Below are 24,654 nucleotides of genomic sequence, written 5' to 3'. Positions count from 1 at the left end.
TACCCGTGGATAGTACCGTTCCGGAGTATAACCCAGTGCCTCCCATGGGAGGGTAAGCGGCGATGGAGAGAGATTACTCGTCGGTGCCCGGCCCCAGCAGCTTTGCTTCGGCCTTTCTGAGATGTTCGAGGAACGTCGTCTTCGAGATATCGAGTTTACTGGCCAGTTCTCGAGAGGTCGTCTCGCGCGGATACGAATAGTAGCCGTTCGAGCGAGCGAGTTTGAGTACTTCTTGTTGTCGTGCCGAGAGTACCTCCCGTTCGCTAATGGGATCTCTCGCGTGTTGGTACGGCGATATCTGTTGGACGTTGATCTCCGCGTTCATCTCCGATTGGATCGACGCGAGATCGTTGTCGATCAGGTCCCGCTCCTTGTGTGTAATAACGGTCCAGTATTCACGACCGCCATGGATGTGAACGGGACCATCGTAGATGAATCCTCGAGAGACGAACGAATGGTCGATACTGTTTTCAGACTGGAACTCAACGAAAACGTCCTTCGTCGCGTTTCCGGGTGTCGAAACACCCGTCTGTCCCGGGTTCGTATTGTAGTCGTGCTCGGCCACCGAGACCATCTCCGTCAGCGACGACGCTCTGGCTCGATCAATGAGCGTCTGTATGTCGGCGGTCGTCTTTCCGTACATCGTAAACCGTCCCATCGCCGTTCCTTCGTCCGTCGTATACGCACCGTGACCGTACATCCCTCCGTCTTGGTCGTCGGTCACTTCCAGCGTCCAACAGTTTGGATGCCAGAGATCCAACGACAGTTGTAGCATTTCCGCTCGCTCTTGAACTGCCATGGTTTACCTATGAATGGATTTTATTAGCCATACTAAAACCTTTTCCGGGAAGTGAGTGTCATATGTTGCCTGATACAGCGAATGCATAGACACTACGGGCATAATGACACGAAGCGCTTCCGAACGACACACTAGACGGACTATCTGAAGTCGTTGCCGGTGTGCCCACGATCGTCCTGCGGTCCCACCGGTAAATCGTTACAATAAGACCGCGGCGAAGCCGAGGTAGCCGACGTAGGAGATGACGATCGAACCGGCCAGCGAGAGTACCCACGCGAGTACCGTATACCCCATCTTACGGGCGCTGACGCCACCACCCGTGCTCGCGGCGTAACCGCTGCCGATGATCGAGCTGACGATGATCTCGTTGAACGAGACGGGGATCCCGAAGAGGACGGCCGTCTGGGCGATGATAAACGAGGGGATGAGCGCGGCGATCGAGCGTCGGGGGCCCAGCGAGGAGTAATCCTGCGAGATGGCCTTGATCATCCGCGGGGCGCCGGTCCAAGAGCCAAGCAAGAGGCCGAATCCGCCCCCGACCAGCAACGCGAGCAGCGGCAGACCGACATCGCCCGACAGCGGCAACAGCGGCCCGATCGCTAGCCCGACCTGACTCCCGCCGGCCGAAAACGCCACGAGCGCGCCCAGAATGAGGAGGAAGTGTCGCTCGCCGCGTTCGGTGCCCTTGTTGAGGTCGAGACCGATGGCGATCGCCCAGAGGACCGCAATCGATACCGTCACCGCGAGGATACCGAGTAGCTCCGACACCGGCAGCCAGGCGCCAACGGCCTGGGCGATCGACGCACCGGCGTCGGGCGGCCCGAGCACGGCGAACTCGATGTTGGCGATGATACCGCCCACCAAGGCGGCAAGCAGGATAATGAGCCACTCTTCGGCGATCGGCTCGAGACGAAGCGTTCGGGCGATTCCGTACGCGAGTCCGCCGCCGACGAACGGCGTCAAGATCCACAGAGTGGCGATCTCCGCGTACTTCGGCCAGGCCGGATCGCCACCCATCGCCAACCCGACACCGATAACCGCCCCCGTGACCGTAAACGCCGTCGCTATCGGATAGCCTTTGAACACGCCCGCCGCGACCAACCCGGCCGCGATCACCAGCGCGATCGTCGCCGCCATCGGCGAGAGAGTCACGCCCCCGATCAAGTCTTCGCCGACCGCCTCGGAGACGTTCGCCCCCTGTAAGACGGCGCCGGCAAAGCCGAGAATCCCGACCAGGAAGCCCGCTCGCATCACCGAAATCGCGTTGGCGCCGACCGCTGGCGCGAACGGCGTCGACCCACTCGAGCCGGCGCCGATCGCCCAGGCCATAAAGAGACTGGCGACTGCGGCGATCAGAAACGTCGCGATCGTCGCGATCTCGACCATCTACGGCCTCCTACTGGGGGGGTATACAAGTGTGTGCCGGGTTCCAGTGAGGACGGCGTCGCTAATGCGCACAAGAATGGAGAGCAACAGCTCGGCCTACCGGGCCGAGTATATCGGCGGGCGATAGCGAACCGAGACTACCTATCGTCCACCTCGAGCCAGAGATGAGCGTGATAGGGCGTGGTCTCCATCGACGGCTCCACTGGCGCATCGTCCGGATACAGGAACCAGACGATCCGCGTCCCACCGACCATCGTCGGCTCGATATCGTGGACGTGGTAGCTCGTCTCGCCGTGGGTCAGTTCGGCCTCGAAGCGCTCGAGTTCCCGCTGGTCGACGACGCCGACCCCCTCGCCCGTCTCCTCGAGTCGTTGCTCGGCGACGACGACGGTGTACTCGACGGTCCGGTGTTGCTCGTTGTCGATTCCGACGACGATTTCTCGACTGTCACCGAGTGCCACCCTCGATGGATAGTTACCGGCAACGAATTCGTCGTCGTCGTCGGTCAGCACGTAGACCGCGGAGTACCGTTCGCCGTCGGCTGGGACGAGGACCCCACCGGCGACGACGCCGACAGCGAGGACGACCGAGACGACCACGAGAACGGACAAAGCGGCGTCGAGCCGGGACTGGGACTGTCCGACCGCCAGGGTGGCGCCGATCCACGTGCGGTACGGAACCCGAAACCGATCCTCAGGCGGACGTTGCCACCGCCGAACGACCGCGACCGCCCACGAGACGAGAACAAACCCAGTAACGACGCCAAGCAGCGCCACGAGATCGAGGTCCCACGGCGAGACGTCGACGATCATGAAGAGCAACGGGGCGAAGACGATACTCAATCCGACCGACAGCCCGGCCCGTTCGACGCCGTCGATGTGGCCTGGCCCTGGCTCGAGTATATCGGTCGTAGCGACCGCTCGGTGACTGTCCGGGTCGGACCCGCTGTGGCCGTCGCCGGACTCGGGTGCCGGTCGCCCGGGAAACAGCGCCGCGACGAACGCATACCCCGGAACGACGAGCAAAAAGACGAGCCCAAACAGCGCACGAAGCGGTGTCTCACGGACGAACGGTACGACGATGACGACGTTGGTAACCGCCGTGAGGAGCAACACGGCACCGAGATCCGCAGGCACCTTCCGAAGCGGTGCCGGAAGTAGCAACCACCACCGACGGCCATCACTCATACGTGTCATTACCGAGTATCAGTGGTAAAATTAAACTGTTGTAATCCGATAGCATCGTCGGCTGTGAGCTAGCATCCCGTCCACGCAGGCACGTCTGTAGATACCGGACCGTCGTCCGCCAGTGGCGGTCCCGCCGCGACTCGCCTGCAAGTGGGCCGAACCACGGGACAGCGTTTCGCCTCATTCTTCGAGGACGATCCCGTCGAGATCGTGACTGCCGTCGTCGTCGCTCATTCCGTCGACGAGCAACCGGGCGGAGACGACGGCTTCCGAGGCGTCCTCGCGTGAGACGTGCTCGAGGCCGAACGCGGCACGTTCGTACTGTTCGGTGATTTCCCCCAGCGCGTCCGCGTGAGGCCCCGAGTACTGCTCGTGAAACTCCCAGTGGGTAAGCGTCTGCCCCTCGGGAACGAACGACTGGAGTTCCATCCTGGCGGCGACGTAGGCCGACTGAATCGCTTCGTTGGTTCGGCCGCTCGAGAGTTGCGTCGACGCCTGCTTGAGTAGTTCGTGACTGTGCGATGGCCCGATCGAGACCGGCAACTCGGCGTTTGTCGGCCGGCGGTCGGGCCCGGGAGTGGCGCTTGCGGTGACGGTCCCGTCCGGAGAATCGGCCGACGGTCGCGTCGAGGATGCCCTCGAGCGGTCGCCAAAGACGGACGCGAACCCACCGTCGTCGACGGGAGGGGATCTGTAGTACCGGACGAGTCGCCACACACCGACGAGAGCGCCGCCGACGAGGAGACTGCCGGCCAACACGTAGACGATGAGTCCCCAGTCGTCGATCCACGATGCCTGCGTCGTCGTCTCGGCGGTTGTTCGTTCGGCCCCAGACCCGACGTTGGTACCGTCGCCGTCGTAAGTTGCAGTAATCGTCGCGTTGTCCCCCGGTGGCTCGACGGTGATCGTCTCGTCGAACGAGCCGTCGTCAGCCGTCCTCACGTCGGCGACGTGGTCACCGTCGGCGTCGAGTCGAATCGGCTGTCCGCTGATTGCATCGCCGCCGACGGCCGTCAACGCCCCTTCGACGTAGAGCTGTCCCGTCGCCGTCTCGGTGACATACAGCGTCAATCGACTCTCGCGTTCGGTGACGGTGACCGGCTCCCGGGTCGAAACCGGCTCGAGCGCTCGGTCTGTGGCGTCGAAGCTGACGGCCAGCTCGCGCTCGCCGTCGGGTACCGTCGCTGGAATCGATACCGTCTCGCTGAACGATCCCTCGACCGTCTCGACGGTCTCGAGTGCCGTCTCACCGAGCGACACTGTCAAGAGTGCGTTTTCGACCGGGAGGTCGTCTGCAGTGAACTCGCCAGTGACGAGGACGGTATCGCCGTAGCCGACACGTTCCGGCCCATCGAGTGTCACCGTCGGTTCGACCGACTCGACGGCGACTGGTATCGTCGTCTCGGTCGACCGGTGGCCGATACCCGTCGCCGGAACGTACTCGACGTGAAGTTCGTCTGCCGTCGAGCCGAGCGGCTCCGGCCGATACTCGAGAACGAAGGTGCCGTCCTCGTCGATACCGGCTGTCGTCCCCTGCGGATCCTCGGTGACCTCGAGATCGTGGGCCTCGCCGTTGACCGCGATCGTCACGGTCTCCTGACCGGCGGGCCAGCCCTCGTCATCGGCGTCGATCGATCCCGTTAGTGTGACGGTCTCGGCCGGCGTGACGGTGTCGCCGTCTGCGTCTGCCGTCAGTGACGTATCCGTAAACCGTGCGGCCCTGATTTCGGCCTGTTGGGCCTGGATCTCCGTGTCGATCGCTCGTACCGTCTCGGGACTGTTCTGGAGATCGGCTCGTGAAACGGCTTCGATGATCGCAAACTGCTGATGGAGGCTTTCGTTTGCCGCTTCGATCTCCGCTGCCCGACGATCGAGTTCGAGTGCCAGTTCGACGGCCGCATCCTCGTCGTCGCGGGCGACGGCGCGGTCGTACTCCGTCGATCGTTCGTCGTAGGCCTCGAGTGCATCGGCAAGCGATATCGTCTCCGCTCGAGCGTGGACGAACGCCTCCGGCAGCGTTCCGTCCAGGTTCTCGTGTTCGTAGTCGCCCGAGTCGCGGACGATCGGCGCGTACTCGTCGTAGTGATCTCGATAAGTGTCGTCGAACTGAGCGCGTGCACTGTCGTATTTGTCACGTTCGAGTGCCGTCGTACTGGTGTAGAGTCGATCGGCAAGTTGCTGTGCCAGCCACGACTGAACCTCCGAGAGGTCACCGTCCTCGTCGTACTCGTCGGGGTCAACGTGTGGAGGCGTATCGTCGGTTCCGTCGACGTGTTCGTCCGCGGCCGTCGATGCACCCGATACAGTCGTCGACTGCGTTGCCCCCGAAACTGCGACGAACCCGACGCTACACAGCAGTATCACCACGACCACCAGCTCGGCGAGCAGTATTCGTCTCCGCCGCATCTGGTTCACATTTGTCGATTAGTCCCTAAAATCAAAAAGCTATTCAATCGAAGATGCCGTCTACCGAGATACCAACGCTATCGGAACGGCGTCTTCCATCAGGATGTACCCCACACCTCGTTTTCTGGCACGGTGTTCGCTCGCTGGCGTTCTCGTCGTCCTCGCGATCGTTTTCGACGACCCGATGCTGCTCGTCGGCGCAGCGACTATCGGCGGCTGGACCGTCGCTCGCCAACTCGCGTTTACGATGGCGCTCGAGCGAACGGTCGAGAACCTAACCGTCGACCAGACCGTCGATCGAACGACGGTCCGAACCGACGGCGCGAGTGCGATCACGCTCGGAGCGTCGCTTGCAGCGCCATCGTCGCTCCAGGTGACGATCGGCGGGTCGGTGCCGACGGTCGCAACGCTCGAGGACGATACCACCCCGCCGGCGACGACGCTGGATCCCGGCGATTGTGAGCGCGCGACGACCGAACCACTCCGCTGGCCCGTTTCCGGTCGCCACGAGTTCGAGCCGGCAACCGTAACAGCGACCGACGGCGGCCTCCGTGAAACGATAACCGCCGGAAGTCGGCCGGCCGTCACGGTCGAACCGCGAGGTGACGAGCCGATCCACGTCGGCGCCGGTGGTGATCGGATCGGAACGGCCTACGGACAACACGAAGGCGGACGTCTCGGCTCCGGGGACGACCCGGCCGAGCCACGCGAGTACGTCCCCGGCGATACCGCCGACAAGATCGACTGGAAGGCAACGGCTCGGCTCGGCACTACCTACGTCAGGGAGTTCGAGACCGAGACGGACCGACGAACGACGCTCGTCGTCGACCATCGCTCGACGCTGGCGACGGGCCCCGACTCGGGGACGAAATTTGATCACCTCCGGGAAGCCGCGCTGTCGGTAGCCGAACGCGCGTACCGGGCGGGCGACCCGGTCGGTCTCGTGACCGTCGACGACGGCGGCGTCAGTTCTCGCATCGAACAGACGACTGCTGGAGGCACGTATCGAACGATCAGACACCGACTCCTCGATCTCGAACCGACCGGGACGACACGCACCCACACGCGACGACTGACCGGTGACCAGGCCCGAACGCGACTCGCGTCGTTAGCCGGCGGCTCGAGCCATCCCGAAGGGGAACCGTTCGAAACGACGCTCCGACCGTTCTACGAAGCGCGTGCAAGCGGTACCGACCGCGTGACCGTCGACTCACTGACCAGCGCCATCAGAGCGACGACCAGTAGCCACAACCGAGGCCAAACCGTGATCGTTACCGACGACTCGCGGCCCGCCGAACTCCGCGAAACCGTCTCGCTGGCACACAGTCACGGCAACGACGTGCTCGTATTGCTCGCCCCCTCGGTACTCTACGAGACCGACCGTATCACTGCACTCGAGCAGTCGTTCGATCAGTACGTCGCGTTCGAAAACCTCCGACGCGATCTGACGCGCATCGAACGGGTCACCGCACTCGAGGTCGGCCCCGGTGACCGCCTCTCGGCGATCGTCGACGCCGGCCGATCTCGAGGTGACGTGGCGTGACCACGAGCGCCGAGACTTGCCAGACACCGATCGAGACGGCACGCTCGAACGCGGAGCCAGCGATGCTGGTGTTGCTTTGTCTGTCGCTGTGGGTCACGGTCGGTCCGCCGGCGATCGGCATCTGGCTCGGGACCGTCCTCGCGTGGTACGTCCTCGAGACGCCAGCCGCGCTGGCGGTCGGGTTCGTCGGACTGGCCGCCGTCCCGACGTACACGCTCGAGGGCGAAACGGCGCTGCTTGCACCCACAGCGTATGTGCTGGTTGCACTGGCGGCCGGATTCCGGACGCCACACCCCGTGGCGTTCGGCGTCGCCGTCGTCGTGACGACGAGCGGCCTCGTCGGTGTGGGCTGGCTCCTCATCGCGAGTGGCCCCGGGTCGGTATGGATAGCCGGACTCGCTCTCCTCGTCGTGTTGGTGTGGTGTGTACTCGGTCTCGATCGATACGAACGGGTCGCCCTCGGGCTCCTCGAGGGCTCGAGCGAGCGTGACGAGCCGACCGACGCCGACACGACGACACAAACGGACCGGACCGAGACCGACCGAACCGGATCGACCGAGTTATGAGTACGACAGATTACAACCGCGAGACGACCGACGGATCGAGACCGGCCGAAGAGAGCGACGTTCAGAGAACCACCGAGGATCGAGTCGAACTCGCCGCCCGGATCGAGCTTCTCGAAGCAGAGAACCGACGGCTTCGATCGACGTACGCACGCGTCAGGCACGCACAGTATCGCAAGCGGGCACTCGGACTGTTTGCCATCAGCATCGTCGCCGTTGGTGGCGGGCTGATCTTTCCGGCCCACCGTGACGTGCTGTTCGCACTCGGCGCGACGGGTGCGTTCGGTGCAGTCCTGACGTATTACCTCTCGCCGGGTGCGTTCGTCGCCGCCGACGTTGGCGAGCGGATCTACGCTGCGCTCGCGTCGAACCAGGCGGCACTCGCCGGCGAACTCGGCCTGAGCGAGACGCGACTCTACGTTCCAGCACACGCTATCGGCGACTGTCGACTGTTCGTCCCCCGATACCACGACTACGAACTCCCGACCCACGAGGGGCCGATCGTCACCGACGAGGACGCTCGCGGACTCGTCCTCGAGCCGACCGGGGGCCGACTCTTCGAGGCGTTCCAGCAGGCGTTGACCACCGACCTCTCGAGGACGCCGTCGCCGCTCGCGGCCCAACTTGCCGACGGGCTCGTCGAACAGTTCGAACTCGCCGATGGCGTCGATCCTCAAGTCGATCCGTCACAGGTGACGTTCGCGGTCACGGACAGCGCCGTACGCGACCTCGATCGGTTCGACCATCCCGTCGCCTCGTTTCTCGCCGTGGGGATGGCGACCGGCCTCGAACAGCCCGTCGATCTGACGGTCACGCGAGGCGACGGTCGTGCCGACTGGCTCGTCACCTGTCGCTGGGATATCGAAACGGCGCTCGAATCGCGAACGATCGGCCCGACAGACGCGACTGCAGCGGAAACCTAACGGCGAGAACTCACTCGCAAACGGATTATCGACGCCGTCGCCCGCCGTCGGGTTCAGCTGCTGGCGATTCCGAGTCGGGCTCGGCAGGATCCGTCTCGATCGCTTCGGCACCCGGTGGCTCGACCGACTCGACGACATCGGCGACGACATCGGCCGGCGTGACGCCACCGAGATCCGCATCGGTGCACAACACGAGTCGATGGGCCAGAATCGGTTCCCCAAACCGTTTGACGTCGTCGGGAATGACGTACGCTCGACCCTCGAGTGCGGCGTTGGCTTTCGCCGCGTCGACGAACGCAAGCGTCGCACGCGGCGAGGCGCCGTGGGCGACGTTGGGATGGTCCCGCGACGATCGAACGAGATCGAGCACGTACTCTTTGACCGCCGGCGCGACGTGGACGGCCGCGACCGCCCGTCGTGTCGCCAGCAGCTCCCGAGGCGAGACGACCGGTTCGACGTCGTCCGGACCCAGTTCCGGCTCCGAATCGAACCGATCCAGAAGCGTCCGTTCGGCCGCCCGGTCGGGAACGTCCATCTCGAGTTTGAACTGAAACCGGTCGCGCTGGGCCTCTGGAAGGTCGAAGACGCCGTCCATCTCGACCGGATTTTGCGTCGCGACGACGATAAACGGCGACGGCAGCTGGCAGGTCTCGTCTTCGATCGTGACCTGACGCTCGCTCATCGCCTCGAGCAGGGCCGACTGGGTCTTCGGCGTTGCACGGTTGATCTCGTCGGCGACGACGACGTTTGCGAAGATGGGGCCTCGCTGCAGTTCGAACTCGCCGACGGTCTCGCGATAGACGGTCGTTCCAGTGATATCGGCGGGGAGAACGTCGGGCGTCATCTGGATGCGACTGTACTCGAGACCGGTGGCCCGCGCAAACAACGTCGCGACCGTCGTCTTGGCGATACCGGGAACGCCCTCGAGCAAGATGTGTCCGCGAGTGAGCAACGCGATCGTCAACTGTCTGGTCGTCTCGTCGTTCCCGACGAGGACGCGTTTGATTTCGCTGTGGAGCGTGTCGTAGATGGCGACCGGGTCGCTACGGGGAGTCGACTGCCGACTGTCGCTACCGTCATCCGCTCGTCGATTCGATCCAGTCATTCGTCAGTAACCGTATATTCACCATCGTTGTGGTTGAATTTTCCTATTATCTCTTCGATCCTATCGTCGCTCCAGTCAGGATGGTGGCGTCTGAGATACCCCGCCTGTTCGGCCGCCGAGAGCCCGGCGTCGCTACGCTCGTGGCTTCGGTCGACCCCAGTGTCCGTGCTCACACCAGTGAGAACGCCGCTCCCGATCGCGAGCCGATCACGGACGGCGACGAGAGCCCGACGGACGCGGCGGCTGGGAGTCACACCCACAGCCACGATCGACCCGACACCGATCAACGCCTGCAACGTCGGGGATCGGCGGATCGTCTCGAGCGCGCTCGCAAGCGGCGGTAGATCGCCGGCGTGGGAACGGTCGAAAACCACCGTGTCGGTATCTGCGTGGAGGGCGTGCAAGAACGCCTCGTTGTCCGACCGATCGACCATCGCGTTGATCGTGATGCTCGGATCGGCGACGACGACGACCCGGCCATCGCCGACCGATTCGGTCGTCGCCACCCGATACGTGGCCGACGGCGCCGACGAGTTGTCGGCCTCGTTCTGATGCTCGGCCGACCGGGGCTCGAGCTGGGCGAACGCGCTCGTCGTTGCCAGGGTCGTCGGCTCCCCCCGATCGGCTGGCGCCTGCTCGAGTGCCAGTGGCTCCGTTCCGACGTCGATCACCGTCGCGTGGTTGAGAGTCAATCGCTCGGCGTCGTCGGCCAACTCGCGGTCGCTGACGGTCGTCGCCGTCGGCAGGAGCGGCCCCTGCTCGTGATGGCGCTCGTCTCGGACCACTCGCCCATCGAGTCTGGCCTGGGCACCGACAGCCTCGAGAAGCGCGTTGCTCTCGACACCGCGGTTGTCGAGAACGACGAGTGTCCCGCCGCGCTCGACGAACTGCGCGATCCGGTCGGCAGCCGCCGGATCGTACGTCGAGTCGGGAGCGATAACGAATGCCGTCGTTTCGTCGGGTGAATGGGCGTCGTACGCGGACGGATCTCGTACCACCGCACTATCCGTCGCGGGATCGTCCGCAACCGCCACACGGAACTCGGTGGCGCCGTCCCACGACGGGTTAAAGAGGCCAAAGGCCGCCGTCGACGTGGCTGCAGCGATCAACAGCGTCGCCACAACGGCGATCGCCAGCGCGTACGTGAGCGCTCGTGGCCAGTCCATCTCGAGGCGATCGCTCACCACGGGAGCACCTCCGGTGGGAAGATCAGAAGCAATCGGCGAACGACGAGCAATCCAAACCCGGCCAGTCCCAGAGCAATCAGCCACGGGAGTCGCCGTCGCCACGCCGGTGCGACGTTCAGCGGGACCGTCAGCTCCGAGAGAACGAGCACCCCGATCAGCGAGCAGCTAACGAACAACTCGAGCGAGACCGAGCCAAGCACGGTGAGCACGAGCACCGTCCCGAGCATCCAGGCGAGCTGTCCGTAGACGAACTGCATTCGGCGATGTGTCGTCATTGCCTCGTGTCGTCGATGGTGTCGATCCGGGAGCCCATAGCGAGGTGCCTCATTCGACGGTGACGCTTTTGGCCAGGTTCCGAGGTTTGTCGATCGATCGACCGAGTTCGTTCGCCACCCAGTAGGAAACGAGTTGCAACTGGACGTTCCCGAGGACGGGCGCAAGTGCAGAATGCGTCTCGGGAACCTCGAGAACGTGGTCCGCGTAGCGTGCGACGTCGTCGCAGCCATCGGTGACGGCGACGACCGGCCCACCCCGCGTCTCGACTTCCTTGACGTTCCCGATCGTCTTCGTCGGATTCGATCCCGCGGTTACCAGCGCGAACACGGGCGTCCGATCGGTGACCAGTGCGAGCGGGCCGTGTTTCAGTTCGCCCGCAGGGAACCCCTCGGCGTGTTTGTAGGTGATCTCTTTCATCTTCAGGGCACCCTCGAGCGCGACCGGTGCGTTGTAGCCACGACCGATGAAGAAGTAGGCATCGGCCTCGAGATACTCCCGAGCGATCTCGCGCCCGCTGGAGCTATCGAGGATCGATTGCAGTTTGTCGGGCAGATCACGCAGTGCCTCGACCAGGTCATCGTCGTACTCGTCGGTCAGTTCACACGCCAGCATCGCGAGGGCGATCTGCTGTGAGACGAACGTCTTGGTCGCAGCGACGCCGATTTCGGGCCCGGCCCGGACGTACATGACGTGATCGCACGTTCTGGCGGCCGAACTACCGACGACGTTTGTTACGGCGAGCGTCGTCGCACCGGCGCCGTTTGCACCCCGCAAGGCACCCATCGTATCCGCCGTCTCGCCACTTTGGGTAACGCCGACGACCAACGTCGACTCGTCGACCGGCAGTGTGGCAGTGTCGTACTCGCTGGCCAGAAACGCCGTCGCGGGGACGCCGCGTTCGCGAAGCAACCGTGCGCCGTACAACGCAGCGTGGTACGATGTCCCACAGGCGACGAACTGGACGCGCTCGGGCACCGACAGCGCCGACAGCGAGTCGACGTCGATCGTCCGCTCGAGTTCGGAGACGCGCTCGCCACAACACTGCCGGACGGCGGTCGGCTGCTCGTTGATCTCTTTGAGCATGTAGTGGTCGTAGCCGCTCTTGCCGGCGTCTTCGGCGTCCCACTCGACCGTTTCGATCGAGGTGTCGACGACGGTCCCGTCCGTATCCGTCACGACGACGGTCGACTCGTCGATGCGTGCGAACTCGCCGTCGTCGAGATAGATTATCCGGTCGGTGTACTCGATAAACGCCGGGACGTCGCTGGCGAGATAGTGCCCATCGTCGCCGACGCCCAGTACCAACGGCGATTCGTTGCGAGCGGCATACACCGTCTCGCTCCCCGAAAAGACCACGGCGATGGCGTAACTACCCTCGAGTCGGCCGATCGCACGACGGAACGCACTCTCGCGGTCGGCACCGTCGTCGCGTGCCGCCGCGATCAGATGGGGGACGACCTCGGTGTCGGTGTCGCTGTCGAAGCTGTGACCCGCAGCTTCGAGGTCGTCGCGCAGTTGCTGGTAGTTTTCGATGATGCCGTTGTGAACGACCGCGACGCGGCCGCTCTCGTCGGTGTGGGGATGGGCGTTGGCGTCCGAAGGCGGTCCGTGGGTGCTCCACCGGGTGTGGCCGATACCGGCGGTCGCCTCGACGCTGCCGTCGGGCAGCGCCTCCTCGAGCGCCGAAATGTCGCCCTGGCGCTTGTGTACCGAGATCGACGACTCGGCCATCGCGATGCCAGCGGAGTCGTAGCCCCGATACTCGAGCCCGGAGAGGCCGTCCATGAGGACCTCGAGGACGCCGTCGTCGCCGACGTAGCCGACGATGCCACACATCAGGACCGCACCTCCGTCTGGGCCGGGACGGTACCGCGGACGGTTGCGCCGGCGCTGACCTCGGCAGCGGTGCCGACGATGGTGCCGGGAACGTAGGTGACGTCGCCGCCGTCGGAGACGCGGTCGGCCAACAACGCACCAAGATCCTCGTCTTCGAAGACCCGGTCGCCGACGCGAACGTCGCCGGGACCACCACCGATCGTCGTGCCAGCGCCGATCTCGACGCCCTGGCCGGTGACACACTCGAGGACCGTCGCGTTCGGCCGAACGCGCGTCTGGGAGTCGAGGACGCTGCGTTCGATGACGGCGTTGGTGCCGACGGTCACGTTCTCGCCGAGACAGGTGTAGGGCCCCACGACCGCACCGGGGCCGATTTCGCAGTTGTCCCCGACCACCACCGGCTCGCGAACGACGGCCGTCTCGTGGACCGACGCGAGATCGTCGGCCGTCGTCGTCCGATCGGGAACGTCGCGGTCGAACAGTTCGGACGCGACCCGAAGCAGGTCCCACGGGTACGTCGCGTCGACCCACAAGCCGTCGGATTCGACCCCCTGTACGGGCCCGGCGGCGTCGTCCTCCTCGACGAGATGAGAGATCGCGTCGGTCAACGAGTGCTCGCCCGCTCGGGGGATCGTTTCGTCGATCGTCTCGAAGATCGTCGGCTCGAACGCGTAGACGCCCGCATTGAGTCGATAGTTTCGGTCGTCGCGCGGGCGCTCGACCAGTTCGACGATACGCCCGTCCGCAGGGAGCCCCGCATCCGGCTCGAGGAGCACGCCACCGTAGCCGCTGACAGTCTCGCGGCGGAGCAACCCGAGCGTCGCGGGAGCCGTCGCCGATTCGTGAGCCCGAACGACGTCGTCGATGATCTCTCGGTCGACGATCTGGTCACCGTTGACCACGAGTAGCGGCCCATCGACGGCCGACTGGGCGGCGGCCAGCGCGTGGCCAGACCCGAGCTGTTTGTCCTGCCCGACGTAGGTCAGGGCCACGTTTCGGTAGGTCGGCCCGAAGTGCGACTGGACCCGATCGCGACAATAGCCGACGACGACCGTGATATCCGTGATTCCCGCATCGATGAGCTCGTCGAAGACTCGTTCGATAATCGGACGCGTCGCGGCGGGTAGCATCGGTTTCGGTCGGTTTCGCGTCAGTGGCCGGAGCCGCTTTCCTTCGCCGGCCGCAAGCACGACGGCAGAGAGAGATTCCATAGTTTGACGTGCTAATTTTAGTACTACGAAGCCATATATAATTATCCGTGCAGTGTTGTAGTATGCACAGGGCGGGGAAAGAAACGAGGGGTGTTCGGAGCAAAAACTCGTCAGCGGACCGTATCGTCGACGAGCGAACGAGCGTCCTCGAGGAGGGCGTCGGCCCGGTCGGCGTCGCGAGCTTCGGCGGTGACGCGAACGACGGGTTCGGTACCGCTGGGACGGACGAGCACCCAGCCGTCGTCGTACTCGATGCGAACGCCATCCATCGCGTCGAATGCCGCCCCGCGTTCGCGAACCGCCGTCTCGACGGCGTCCATCACCGCCGCCTTCCGTTCCACCGGAATCGATTCCCGGTGGATCGGATACGTCTCGAGGGCATCGACGAGCTCGCCCAGCGCGCCGCGGCGGGCGACCAGTGCGGCGAGCTTGCAGGCCGCGAGCGGACCGTCGGGACACAGCGTCTCCGCGGGCCAGATCCAGGCACCGCTCGGTTCGCCGCCGAAGACGACATCCGATTCGGTGGCTCGCTCGGCCACATAAACGTCACCGACCGGCGTCCGGGTAAGCGACGCGCCGACCTGCGCGAGCGCGTCGTCGACCGCCAGACTCGTGTTCAGCGGCGCGGCGACCCGGTCGCCCTCGCCGGCGGCCTCGCGAGCGAACAGGGCCAGCAAGCAATCGAGCACCACGAACTCACCGCGTTCGTCGACGGCGACCATGCGATCCGCGTCGCCGTCGTGGGCGACCCCGAGGTCGGCGTCGGTCGCCCCGACCGTCTGTTGCAGCGTCTCGAGGGTGTCGGCGTTTGGCTCGCTGGGCCGCGCCGGGAACCGCCCGTCCGGCTGCGCGTTCAGAGTTCGCACCGTACACCCCAGTTCGTAGAGCGCGTCCGCCGTAATAGCGCCGGTGCCGTTGCCGACGTCGACGACGACCGAGAGCGACGAGAGTGCGGTGTCGGCGGCGTCGATCGACGTACGGAGGGCGTCCTTGTGACGGGCGTAGAGGACGCCGTCGCTCCGGTCCGTTCGATCGCCGAGTTCGTCCCACGGGACGAGCGCCTCGTCGTCGGCACGCACGTACTCGCTGATTTCGTTCCGTCGCGTCTCGTCGAAGGCCTGTCCGGATGGCGTCCAGAATTTGAACCCGTTATCCGTCGCCGGATTGTGCGAGGCCGTCACGACGACGCCCGCATCGGCCTCGAGGGTCCCCACACCACGAGCGACCGTCGGCGTCGTTGCGACCCCGACGTCGATCACGTCGCTGCCACCTTCGCGAACGCCGGCGGTGAGCGCATCGACCAACAGCCGGCCGCTCGCTCGAGCGTCGCGACCGACGACGACGCGATCGTAGTTTGCACTCGCCAGCGCACGGCCCAGTGACACCGCGAGTTCGGCGGTTATCGTTTCGCCAACTGTCCCTCGAATGCCACTCGTTCCGAACATTGATCCAGCGTTCAACGACCGGACATAAATAGTCGAGTGGAAGCTATCCGTATCTGCAGTCGACCCCCGCCGCCAGCTCGTTCTTATACGAATAGTAGCGTATAAATCATACGAGCGAGTGAGACGAGATAATGTACGCAGTTCTGCTCGCGGCTGGTGAGGGCACTCGAATCAGACCGCTCTCGAGTGACGTTCCCAAACCGATGCTCCCGGTCGCCGACCGCCCGATCGTCGCCCACACCGCCGACACCGCCGTCGAGGCCGGGGTGGACAAACTCGTCGTCGTCGTCGGCTACGAGGGTGACGCCGTTCGCGACTACTTCGGCGACAGCTATCGCGGGGTCCCGGTCGATTACGCCGTCCAGCGCGAACGGGCTGGCACCGCCGACGCCGTCGCCGCCGCGCGCGACCACCTCACGGCCGAGCCGTTTGCCGTCCTCAACGGCGACAACCTCTACGACCCCGATGCGATCGCTCACCTGTTCGAGGTCGGCCCCGCCGTCGGCGCCGTCCGCGTCGACGATCCGACGAACTACGGCGTCCTCGAGACCGCCGACGAGACCGTCACCGGCATCGTCGAAAAACCCGACGAGCCGCCCTCGACGCTCGCCAACGCCGGCGTCTACGTCTTCCCCGCCCAGGCTCGCAACTGGCTCGAGGTGCCGGCGAGCGAACGCGGCGAACGCGAGATCACCGACGTTCTCGCACGCGTGATCGAGGCCGACACCGTTCGGCCGGTCGTCCTCGATCGCTGGCTGGATGTCGGCCGCCCCTGGGAACTGCTCGCAGCCAACGAGTGGAAACTCGACGAGCTCGAGCCCCGTCTCGAGGGAACGGTCAGCGACGACGCCGTCGTTCGGGGGCCCGTCGTCGTCGAGTCCGGTGCGAGCGTCGACGCCGGGGTCGTCCTCGAGGGGCCCGTGTTGATCCGATCGGGAGCCTCGGTCGGGCCGAATGCCTACGTCCGCGGCGCCACCCTGGTCGGCGAGGACGCACACGTCGGCCACGCCGTCGAAGTCAAAAACAGCGTGCTCATGCAGGGCGCGACCGTCGGCCACCTCTCGTACGTCGGCGACAGCGTACTCGGCCGGGACGTCAACTTCGGCGCCGGCACGACCGTCGCGAACCTCCGCCACGATGACGAGCCCGTCGAACACACCGTCAAAGGCGAGCGCGTCTCGACCGGCCGTCGAAAGTTCGGCGTCGTCGCCGGCCCCGAGGTCAAAACGGGGATCGACTCGAGTCTCGCACCCGGCCTGGCGCTCTCGGCGAACGCGACGACCGACCCCGGCGAGGTCGTCGACCGGGATCGGTGAGGATGCGCTGTGTGCGGTATAATCTCGACCCAACCAGCGAGACTGCTCACTTCGATTCGTCGCCGAGACGGACGCCGCCGTAAGCACCAGCGCCGTACGTCCCGGCGCCGTAGACCCGCTCGTCCGCCGACACCGTCGGGGACGTGGACGTGCTCGAGGGCCTCGAGGAAGACAGCGGGACCGACATCGCGCCGACCGTTACCAACAGCGCTCGACGAGTTTCGTTCACGTGACTCACCAGAGACGGTCGGCGACGCCAGACGGTGTCGTCATGCTGTCGGTCCCTTCCGCTCGAGGAAGCGTCGTCGACCCGACGTAGACGTTGTCCCTGAAATGACGCGGGTGACCGGAGTCCTCGTGGAGGACGGTATCGCAGTCCTCGAACGTACAGCCGTGGACTGCGAGGGCGTTGTCGGGCTCGACTAGCAGTCCGCTCACGGCACCCCCAAACGCACAGTTTTTGATCGTGAACCGACCGTCGATGGCTGCGTTCGGCCGGTGTCGGAGAATCCAGCCGGTCGTCGTCGTCTGGAAGTCGTGGACGAGACAGCCGTCGACGGTGAACCCATCGGTGTGGATGTCGTCCCGATACCGGATGAACCACGAGCGTTCGTCCTCGTCGGCCGGATCGGTGTGAGAGAGGCGAGCAATCTCTGCGTCACGGACGACGACGTTTTCGATCGAAATATCGTCGGTCGCAGTTCCGCCCGCACCGATCGACAGAAACTGCGTCGCCTGCTCGACGGACACGTCGCTGATGGTGACGTTTTTCGCGGCGAGATCCGGTTCCAAGTTGATCACGTGCAGGATGTTCGCGTCGGTTCCGGACACGTCGACGCCGCGTATCGAGACGTTTTCCGGGGCTTGCGTGAGGTGGATCACGTCGGAATCCGGCCCGATCGGTCGCGTCACTCTCGCCTGTCCCCCGATCAGTTGCTGGTCTCTGCCCCGAAGCTTACACAGTTCCGCGTTGTCCGCGACGACGTTTCGAAAGCGGACGAACTCCGCACCGTGGTGAGCCTCACAGACGAACTGGGAGTTTCGCCCGCGAATATTCGCTGCAGTCACGTCGTAGACGGGGTTTGGATACCGTCTGCTCCAGCCGGCGGCGACGACGTAGCTGCTGACGTTTTCGGCGTCGACATCCGTAATCGTCGTGTGAAACGAGCCCCTGTTGGCACCGATCCCGTAGCCGTCGACGTTTCTGAGCCTGATATCGCTCGCGACGGAATCGTAACACGCGTTGAACTCGATCGCACGCGATTCGCAGTTCGTGAACGTACAATCCGTCACGCGGGCGTTTTTTAGATAGTACAGCGACACCGCCCAGCCGTGATTCTCGAACCGAAACCCCTCGATTCGAAGCCCGTCTATCGGATGGTCGACCCGCTCTAACACGAGGTTGCCGCCACTGTTTGCATACTCGAACCGAACGGCGGGTTCGATCCCGACGGCGTCGCCATCGACTCCTCGAACGGTGAGCAATTCGCCCTGTGGAATCCCCGCACCCGTCCCCATCTGGCCCGCCTCAATATCCCGATACGTCTCGTCGGGATCCCACAGGCGAACCGTATCGCCTTCGGCGAATAAACGCGGGTCCGCCACCCGGATTTCGCGATCGAGTGTCGAGGGCGTGTCGGTCACTCGAGACGGCGTAAAGACATCCCCTGTCCACTCGCTGTAAGTATGTGGATCCTCGAACGCCCGGTCGTCGCCGGGGCCAGGTCGCCAGACGGCACCGTTGCTGACGATCGCGATATCGTCGGTCGGCGGGAGCGTCGGCGTCTCCTCGTAGGGGCCGCTCGATTTCGGGACGAACAGGACGTCACCGGCATTCAGTTCGTCGAGCGCCGACTGCAAATCGGCGTAGCGGTCGGCCCAGACGACGGCGTTCGTCCGATCCGCGGCGACCGACTCGAGGTGGGTCCTCCCGGGGACCGGATCGGCCGCTGTTCCGGTGTTTAGCGGCTGCCACGCCGCGTCGTCCTCGTCCCAGGCGAATACCGTGTTGATATCCGTCGCGTGGTACTTCGCCCCGTCGAACGGCGCCGCCTCGGGTCGCTGCTCGTAGGTCCCCTCCTCGAGGATTTTGCGTTGGAGTTCGCGCCAGTTCTCCCGGTCCTGGACGACGCCCCACACGCCTTCATAAGCCCTCGGATCGTCCGCCTCGCTCACCAGTGCCAGATCGCCCCACGCAGTTCGTGGCGGCTCCGGATAGCCGTCGGTCATGCGGATTCAGCCTCCGTCACCGACACGCCCGACGGAGGGCGATAGACCAGATGCATACCACTATTCGTCGCTCGCAGTATATAATATTTAGATGTGTAGCGTAGTATTTTTTCGGAGATCCGGCAGACGATACCGGCCACCGAATCGTATATCTCCCTCCATTCCCACACAGTTTGCGTGACCAGGACGTTCGCGTGGATGCTCTGTCTCGGGATCACTGGAATCCTGGTCGTGGCGGTCGCCGCCCCGGCACTCCCAACTGCCATCTCCGTCGTCGACGACGACCAAACGCTCGATCCCGCCGACCTGGACGACGAGGAGGCACAACTCCTCGAGGAGGCAGTCGGTGAACAGCCCGAAGGCGACGAGAGTGGCTCATTGCCGGCGGAGTGGCTCCTGCTCGGCGTCGCCATCGTCGGTCTGGTGATCCTCGTCCGGATCGCCCGCTCGAATCCCGAGACGAGTGCGCTGGTACTCGCGCTCGGAATCGGCGGCGTCGCTGCCGTCCTTGGCTGGCTGGTACTCGCCGGCTGGGGCGGCGAGACGAGTTTGACCGCCACCATCGCCGATAGCGTGGCACTCGTCGTCGCAGCACTGGCACTCGTTCTCGCCGTCGCCGGCACTGCCGTCATCCTGGCTCGAGACGCCACCGAGACGCCGCCCCTCGAGGCGACGGCGACGACTGTCGAACGACACCAACAGCCACCGGCCGACAACGCGTCGCCCGCCGCCACGCTCGAGACCCCGAGCGATCGGCCGGCCGACAACGACATCTACCAGGCGTGGCAGACCGTGACCGAATCGGTCGGGAAAGGTGACGACGACACAGCGACGGCCGACGACGTCCGAGCGGCAGCGATCGACCACGGGTTCGACGCCGAAACCGTCGGCGAACTCCAACGACTGTTCGAAGACAGCCGGTACGGCGACCGAAACCCGACTGCCAAGCGAGAGCAGCGGGCGCGGGAGTTGGGCCGCGGACTCCACGCGACGGAGGACGATTCCGATGCGTGAATCCGTCCTCCGTGGGGCGGTTCTGGCCGTTGCAGTCCTCTCGCTGATCGTCGGTAGCAGCGTCCTCGTGGCGACCGACTGGGTTCTCGAGATGTTGCCCCCCGATCTCGTCGTCGGGCTCGAGGCGTTCGGGCAACTGGCGCTATATCTCCTGCTGGCGCTCGTCCTGGCCCAGAGCTATCGCATCGCTCGCCAGCGACTTCTGACCCCGCCAGCCGAGACAACATTCCCCCGGCGAGAGACGGCGACGCCGGTTCCGGTCCCCGGCGACGACCTCGCAGCGACCGTCGAATCCGTCCGCGACCGGTCCGACGAGACGTTCGAGACGGTCCGTCGGCGACTCCAGGAGCTGGCACGAGGCCTCCTCGAGGATCGCGACCGAACCGGAGACGCAGCAACCGACGCGATCGCTGCCGGCACCTGGACCGACGACACCCTCGCGGCGGGACTGCTCGACGACAGCGAGGGCCCCCCGTCGCGACCGCTCCGAGAACGAATACGACTCGCACTCGATCTCCCGAGCCGACAGGCACCGCGCGAACTGCGACGAACGATGAGCGCGATCGCAGCGACCGCGACCGTTCCAGTCGAATCCGCCGAGTTCGCGTCGCAGCCTCGAGTACACACCGCGGGTGCGGAGGACGAGCCGACGAGCGAACCCGAGATTCCCGACGGCGATCGACTTCCAACCGGTCACTGGCACGGCGTGACCGTCGTCGCCTTCGTCGGCCTCGTGGGTGGCATCCTCTACCAGCAACCGCCGATCGTCGTCGCCGCGGCGGTCGGCATCGGCTTCGCCGCGTACGCGAATATCGAACTCGACCGCGACCTCGAGGTGACCGTCGAGCGGGCCGTCAGCGACGCGACACCCGAACCGGGCGCGGACGTCGACGTCGTCCTCAGCGTCCGTAACGAGGGTGATCGACGACTCGCCGACCTCCGGCTGGTCGACGGCGTTCCCCCAGACGTGGCCGTCGTCGACGGCTCGCCGCGACTCGGCACCTCGCTTGCCCCGGGCGAGTCGACCGCGATCACGTACACGATCACGGCTCGTCGCGGCACACACGAGTTCGAACCGGTCGTACTCGTCGACCGACCCGTCACGGGCGCGGCCGAACGACTCGAGTCTGTCTCCCCCGAGACGGCACCGTCGATCACGTGCCAACCGACAGCTCCGCCACTGGCCTCGAGCGACGAGCTTCCGCTCCGAACCCAGGGCGGGCGTCGAGCCGGTTCGCTCGCGACGACGGATTCGGGCCCAGGACTCGAGTTCCACAGCGTCCGGGCGTACCAGCCCGGGGACGCGGTCGGACGAATCGACTGGAATCGCTACGCACGCACGAACGAACTATCGACCGTCTCCTTTCACGACGAACGGTCGGCCGTGGTGATCCCCGCCATCGACGCGCGAAGGGACGCCTATTACACGCCGGAGTTTTTCGCGGGCGAACACGCCGTCGACCGCTCGGTTACCGGCGCCGCGAGCGCGGTGGATACGTTGCTGACAGAGCGCCACAGCGTCGGCCTCGCCTCGATCGGCCCGGAACCGCTCTGGCTGTCCCCCGGGACCGGCGACGCCCACCGCGAGCGCGCTCGAGCGCTGCTGACCAGCCACGATTCGATCGATCCACGACCTCCAGCGTCGGCCGGTTACGATCTCGGCCAGTTCGAACGACTCCCGAGCGACGCACAGCTCCTCCTGTTCAGCCCGCTCTGTGACGACACCATCCTCGAGATCGTGCGAACGCTTCGAGCGCGGGGACCATCAGTGGCCATCGTCTCACCGGATCCGACGACGACAGACGATCCGGCGCGGGCGGTTGCCCACCTCGAGCGATCGCGACGGATCGACGAAGTTCGCGGGCTGGGCGTCCCGGTCGTCGACTGGGCGTGGGACCGGTCGTTCGAAGACGCACTCCGGAGGGCACGATGAACGCCGCGAACCCACCCGACGGCTCACCAGCGATACTCAGCGCCTGGCTTGCCGTCTGTCTCGCCGCCATTGGATGGGCCAGTACCGTACCCTGGTCGATACACGGAGTGGCGACCGCATCGATCGGCTGGTTCCTGCTCGCTCTCGCGTTGCTGGTCGGCGACCGGACGGTACTGACGGTCGGTGCAGCGGGACTCGTCCTCGCGGTGTTCGTCAGCGCCGGCGACGGAGCAGGCGTCGCCACCGTCCTCACCGGCACTACTGCGTCGATCCTCGCGTGGGATATCGGCCACAACGCGATCAGCGTCGGCCGCCAACTCGGGCGCGAGGCACCCACCGTCCGCGCCGAGCTCGCACACGCGCTTGCGAGTCTCACCGCCGGCTGTGCAATCGTCGTCCTCGGTACCGCTGGCTCGCTGCTGGTGGCCGGCACGCAACCCCTGCTCGCGGTCGCACTACTCTTGCTCGCCGGCGCCCTCATCGCCGTCGCGCTCGCCCCGCGCGAGACGCTCTCGTTCGAGTGGCCATCGTGACAATCGAGCAAAACTGATTTATCGCGTCGAACGGTGGCGATTCCCATGGACGTTGCCCGCGCGAGCGAGTTGAGCGACACGATCTGTGAGGCGATCGGCGAGGCGGTGATCTGCGACCGGGACGTCCTCGAGACAATACTCGTCGGCGTCGTCGGTCGCGGTCACGTCCTGCTCGAGGACGTGCCGGGAACCGGGAAGACCCTCACCGCTCGCAGCCTCGCCGACGTGCTCGGCCTCTCGTTTTCACGGATCCAGTTCACGCCGGATCTGCTCCCCGCCGACGTCACCGGGACGCACGTATTCAACGAGCGCGAACGACACTTCGAGTTCAACGAAGGCCCCATCTTCGCAAACGTCGTGCTGGCCGACGAGATCAACCGCGCCCCACCCAAGACCCAGGCCGCGCTGCTCGAGGCCATGGAAGAAGGGCAAGTCACGACCGACGGCGAGACCCGACAGCTTCCAGCGCCGTTTTTCGTCATCGCGACCCAGAACCCGATCGACCAGGACGGCACCTTCCCGCTCCCGGAGGCCCAACTCGATCGCTTCCTCGTCAAAACCTCGCTCGGCTACCCCGACGAAGACGGCGAAACCGATCTTCTCCGGCGACGTGCCTCGCGCGCCCAGACCACACCCTCCGTCGAGACCGTCCTCGAAAACGAGCAGGTCACCAACCTCCGAGCCGTCCCCGAACGAATCCACGTCGACGACGACGTTCTCGAGTACGCCGTCGCCATCGCCAGCGCGACCCGAACCGCCGCTCACGTCGACACCGGCGTCTCCCCACGCGGCACCCAGCGACTGTTCGAAGCCGCCCGCGTCGCCGCCATGATCGCCGGCCGCAAATACGTCACTCCCGACGATGTCCGACGGGTCGCCCAGCCAGTGCTGGCCCACCGCCTCGTCCTCACGCCCGAGGCAACCGTCAACGATATCGATAGCACGCAGGTACTCGAGTCCGTCCTCGAATCCGTCCCCGTCCCGACCGTCGAAAGCCAGCCACACTAACACTCCCTCGAACGTAATCCGTGCATATCGCCACCCAGCTCGCCCCGAAAACGCCCAATCAGTTGTTACTGGCTACGATCTCGTTTCGCGCGAGAGGGTCCGGGATCGGTACGGTCGAGAGCGTCTCGCGACGGTGTGCGAGGAGCCGATCGATACGACACACCCTCGTCACCGACACCGCTCAAAAGACGTGATCGGCCTCGAGAACCATACGGAACTCCTCGGTTCGGAAGCGTATCGAAAAATCTGTGCTTTTCGAATACGATCTGATACGGATCCGATCCGTCGTCACCGGCAACCGACAGATCGCCCGCGGGTTTCCCGAAGGCCGTACCACAGACCGTACAACAACCACAGGCCGACCGTGACTCCGAGACGAGCGAGACGAAGTCCGATATCCAAATTGGTCGTCCCGCCGGTCACGAAAGTGTTTGCAACAGTAAGCCAAGGGCCGGATTTGAACCGGCGGTAGGCGGCTCTGCAGGCCGCTGCGTTCGGCCGGACTCTGCCACCTTGGCGCAACTGCCAGTAGACGAGTGGCGCGCATAACGGTTACGGTCCCCGCCGGCGGGGAAATCGCACGCTCGAGCGACGCAGCCGCTACAGGGATGTTCCGGAACCGAGCGATTGCTCCTGATCGCTCTCGCGCTCGTTGGAAATGAAAAAAGCCCCACAGCGGATGCTGTGAGGCTTAGAAATGAAGTATGAGTGGATGGCGGCGAACCAGGTTTCCCAGAGGGTCTCCCACTCCAGT

At 65.1% G+C, this 24,654-nt stretch carries 20 protein-coding genes and 1 tRNA gene; 8 read left to right on the top strand and 13 right to left on the bottom strand.

The features are described from left to right. Positions 1–73: 73 nt before the first annotated feature. The 4 genes from D8Y22_RS07430 to D8Y22_RS07415 all read right to left on the bottom strand — a co-directional run bounded on the left by D8Y22_RS07430 (position 74) and on the right by D8Y22_RS07415 (position 5,778). Entirely contained in the window at positions 74–724 is a 651-nt protein-coding gene (locus D8Y22_RS07430) for a helix-turn-helix domain-containing protein (RefSeq protein ID WP_217350870.1), read from the bottom strand. A 273-nt stretch (positions 725–997) separates the two neighbouring features. Next, entirely contained in the window at positions 998–2,185 is a 1,188-nt protein-coding gene (locus D8Y22_RS07425) for an inorganic phosphate transporter (protein WP_141464079.1), read from the bottom strand. A gap of 137 nt (positions 2,186–2,322) precedes the next feature. Then, positions 2,323–3,372: a DUF1616 domain-containing protein gene (locus D8Y22_RS07420; protein ID WP_141464078.1), complete on the bottom strand. Its 1,050-nt coding sequence runs from the start codon at positions 3,370–3,372 to the stop codon at positions 2,323–2,325. Positions 3,373–3,552: 180 nt separating this feature from the next. After that, entirely contained in the window at positions 3,553–5,778 is a 2,226-nt protein-coding gene (locus tag D8Y22_RS07415; RefSeq protein WP_174811798.1) for a hypothetical protein, read from the bottom strand. A 103-nt stretch (positions 5,779–5,881) separates the two neighbouring features. On the opposite strand from D8Y22_RS07415, the gene D8Y22_RS07410 reads away from it, so the two are divergent. The 3 genes from D8Y22_RS07410 to D8Y22_RS07400 are packed head-to-tail and all read left to right on the top strand — an operon-like array spanning position 5,882 to position 8,807. Further along, positions 5,882–7,321 (top strand): DUF58 domain-containing protein, encoded by a 1,440-nt coding sequence (locus tag D8Y22_RS07410; protein WP_141464076.1) that lies wholly within the window; start codon positions 5,882–5,884, stop codon positions 7,319–7,321. Beyond that, complete coding sequence (locus tag D8Y22_RS07405) at positions 7,318–7,887, top strand: hypothetical protein (protein WP_141464075.1); 570 nt, start codon at positions 7,318–7,320, stop codon at positions 7,885–7,887. Before D8Y22_RS07410 ends, D8Y22_RS07405 begins: the two co-directional genes overlap by 4 nt. Next, positions 7,884–8,807, top strand: a complete 924-nt coding sequence (locus tag D8Y22_RS07400) for a hypothetical protein (RefSeq protein ID WP_141464074.1) — start codon at positions 7,884–7,886, stop codon at positions 8,805–8,807. The genes D8Y22_RS07405 and D8Y22_RS07400 overlap by 4 nt, the downstream gene beginning before the upstream one ends. Before the next feature lie 25 nt (positions 8,808–8,832). Here D8Y22_RS07400 and D8Y22_RS07395 read toward each other — a convergent pair whose 3' ends face one another. The 6 genes from D8Y22_RS07395 to glmM all read right to left on the bottom strand — a co-directional run bounded on the left by D8Y22_RS07395 (position 8,833) and on the right by glmM (position 15,867). Beyond that, complete coding sequence (locus D8Y22_RS07395; RefSeq protein ID WP_141464073.1) at positions 8,833–9,912, bottom strand: AAA family ATPase; 1,080 nt, start codon at positions 9,910–9,912, stop codon at positions 8,833–8,835. Then, positions 9,909–11,096: a DUF4350 domain-containing protein gene (locus tag D8Y22_RS07390; protein ID WP_141464072.1), complete on the bottom strand. Its 1,188-nt coding sequence runs from the start codon at positions 11,094–11,096 to the stop codon at positions 9,909–9,911. Before D8Y22_RS07390 ends, D8Y22_RS07395 begins: the two co-directional genes overlap by 4 nt. After that, the gene (locus D8Y22_RS07385) at positions 11,093–11,374 is read right to left on the bottom strand and encodes a hypothetical protein (protein WP_141464071.1); all 282 of its coding nucleotides are present in this window, start codon (positions 11,372–11,374) and stop codon (positions 11,093–11,095) included. The genes D8Y22_RS07390 and D8Y22_RS07385 overlap by 4 nt, the downstream gene beginning before the upstream one ends. A 49-nt stretch (positions 11,375–11,423) precedes the next feature. Next, the gene (gene glmS, locus D8Y22_RS07380) at positions 11,424–13,211 is read right to left on the bottom strand and encodes a glutamine--fructose-6-phosphate transaminase (isomerizing) (protein ID WP_141464070.1); all 1,788 of its coding nucleotides are present in this window, start codon (positions 13,209–13,211) and stop codon (positions 11,424–11,426) included. Then, a complete protein-coding gene (locus D8Y22_RS07375; protein WP_141464069.1) occupies positions 13,211–14,422 on the bottom strand; it encodes a sugar phosphate nucleotidyltransferase in 1,212 nt (403 codons plus the stop codon). Before D8Y22_RS07375 ends, glmS begins: the two co-directional genes overlap by 1 nt. Before the next feature lie 110 nt (positions 14,423–14,532). Next, the gene (gene glmM, locus D8Y22_RS07370; RefSeq protein WP_141464068.1) at positions 14,533–15,867 is read right to left on the bottom strand and encodes a phosphoglucosamine mutase; all 1,335 of its coding nucleotides are present in this window, start codon (positions 15,865–15,867) and stop codon (positions 14,533–14,535) included. Between the two features lie 131 nt (positions 15,868–15,998). Between glmM and glmU the strand changes: the two genes are divergently transcribed. Beyond that, entirely contained in the window at positions 15,999–17,183 is a 1,185-nt protein-coding gene (gene glmU / locus D8Y22_RS07365; protein ID WP_141464067.1) for a bifunctional sugar-1-phosphate nucleotidylyltransferase/acetyltransferase, read from the top strand. Between the two features lie 46 nt (positions 17,184–17,229). On the opposite strand, the gene D8Y22_RS07360 is transcribed toward glmU, so the two are convergent. After that, on the bottom strand, positions 17,230–17,412 hold the full coding sequence (locus tag D8Y22_RS07360; RefSeq protein WP_141464066.1) for a hypothetical protein: 183 nt from the start codon (positions 17,410–17,412) through the stop codon (positions 17,230–17,232). Positions 17,413–17,417: 5 nt separating this feature from the next. Beyond that, complete coding sequence (locus D8Y22_RS07355; protein ID WP_141464065.1) at positions 17,418–19,412, bottom strand: right-handed parallel beta-helix repeat-containing protein; 1,995 nt, start codon at positions 19,410–19,412, stop codon at positions 17,418–17,420. Between the two features lie 177 nt (positions 19,413–19,589). Between D8Y22_RS07355 and D8Y22_RS07350 the strand changes: the two genes are divergently transcribed. From D8Y22_RS07350 to D8Y22_RS07335, 4 genes are read left to right on the top strand one after another with little or no spacing between them, the layout of a single operon-like run. Then, entirely contained in the window at positions 19,590–20,426 is an 837-nt protein-coding gene (locus tag D8Y22_RS07350) for a DUF4129 domain-containing protein (RefSeq protein WP_141464064.1), read from the top strand. After that, positions 20,419–22,359 (top strand): DUF58 domain-containing protein, encoded by a 1,941-nt coding sequence (locus D8Y22_RS07345; protein WP_141464063.1) that lies wholly within the window; start codon positions 20,419–20,421, stop codon positions 22,357–22,359. Before D8Y22_RS07350 ends, D8Y22_RS07345 begins: the two co-directional genes overlap by 8 nt. Next, positions 22,356–22,892: a DUF7519 family protein gene (locus D8Y22_RS07340; RefSeq protein ID WP_141464062.1), complete on the top strand. Its 537-nt coding sequence runs from the start codon at positions 22,356–22,358 to the stop codon at positions 22,890–22,892. The genes D8Y22_RS07345 and D8Y22_RS07340 overlap by 4 nt, the downstream gene beginning before the upstream one ends. Positions 22,893–22,937: 45 nt before the next feature. Continuing rightward, positions 22,938–23,900, top strand: coding sequence for an AAA family ATPase (locus D8Y22_RS07335; RefSeq protein WP_141464061.1), 963 nt, complete (start codon positions 22,938–22,940; stop codon positions 23,898–23,900). A 442-nt stretch (positions 23,901–24,342) separates the two neighbouring features. Here the strand turns inward: D8Y22_RS07335 and D8Y22_RS07330 are convergent. Next, positions 24,343–24,418: transfer RNA gene (locus D8Y22_RS07330), tRNA-Cys, on the bottom strand. Positions 24,419–24,654 lie beyond the last annotated feature (236 nt).

The organism is Salinadaptatus halalkaliphilus, assembly GCF_006543045.1.
Taxonomy (GTDB): Archaea; Halobacteriota; Halobacteria; order Halobacteriales; family Natrialbaceae; genus Salinadaptatus; species Salinadaptatus halalkaliphilus.
The sequence above is the reverse complement of the archived record's forward strand: the minus strand, read 5'-3'. Positions and strand labels throughout refer to the sequence as shown.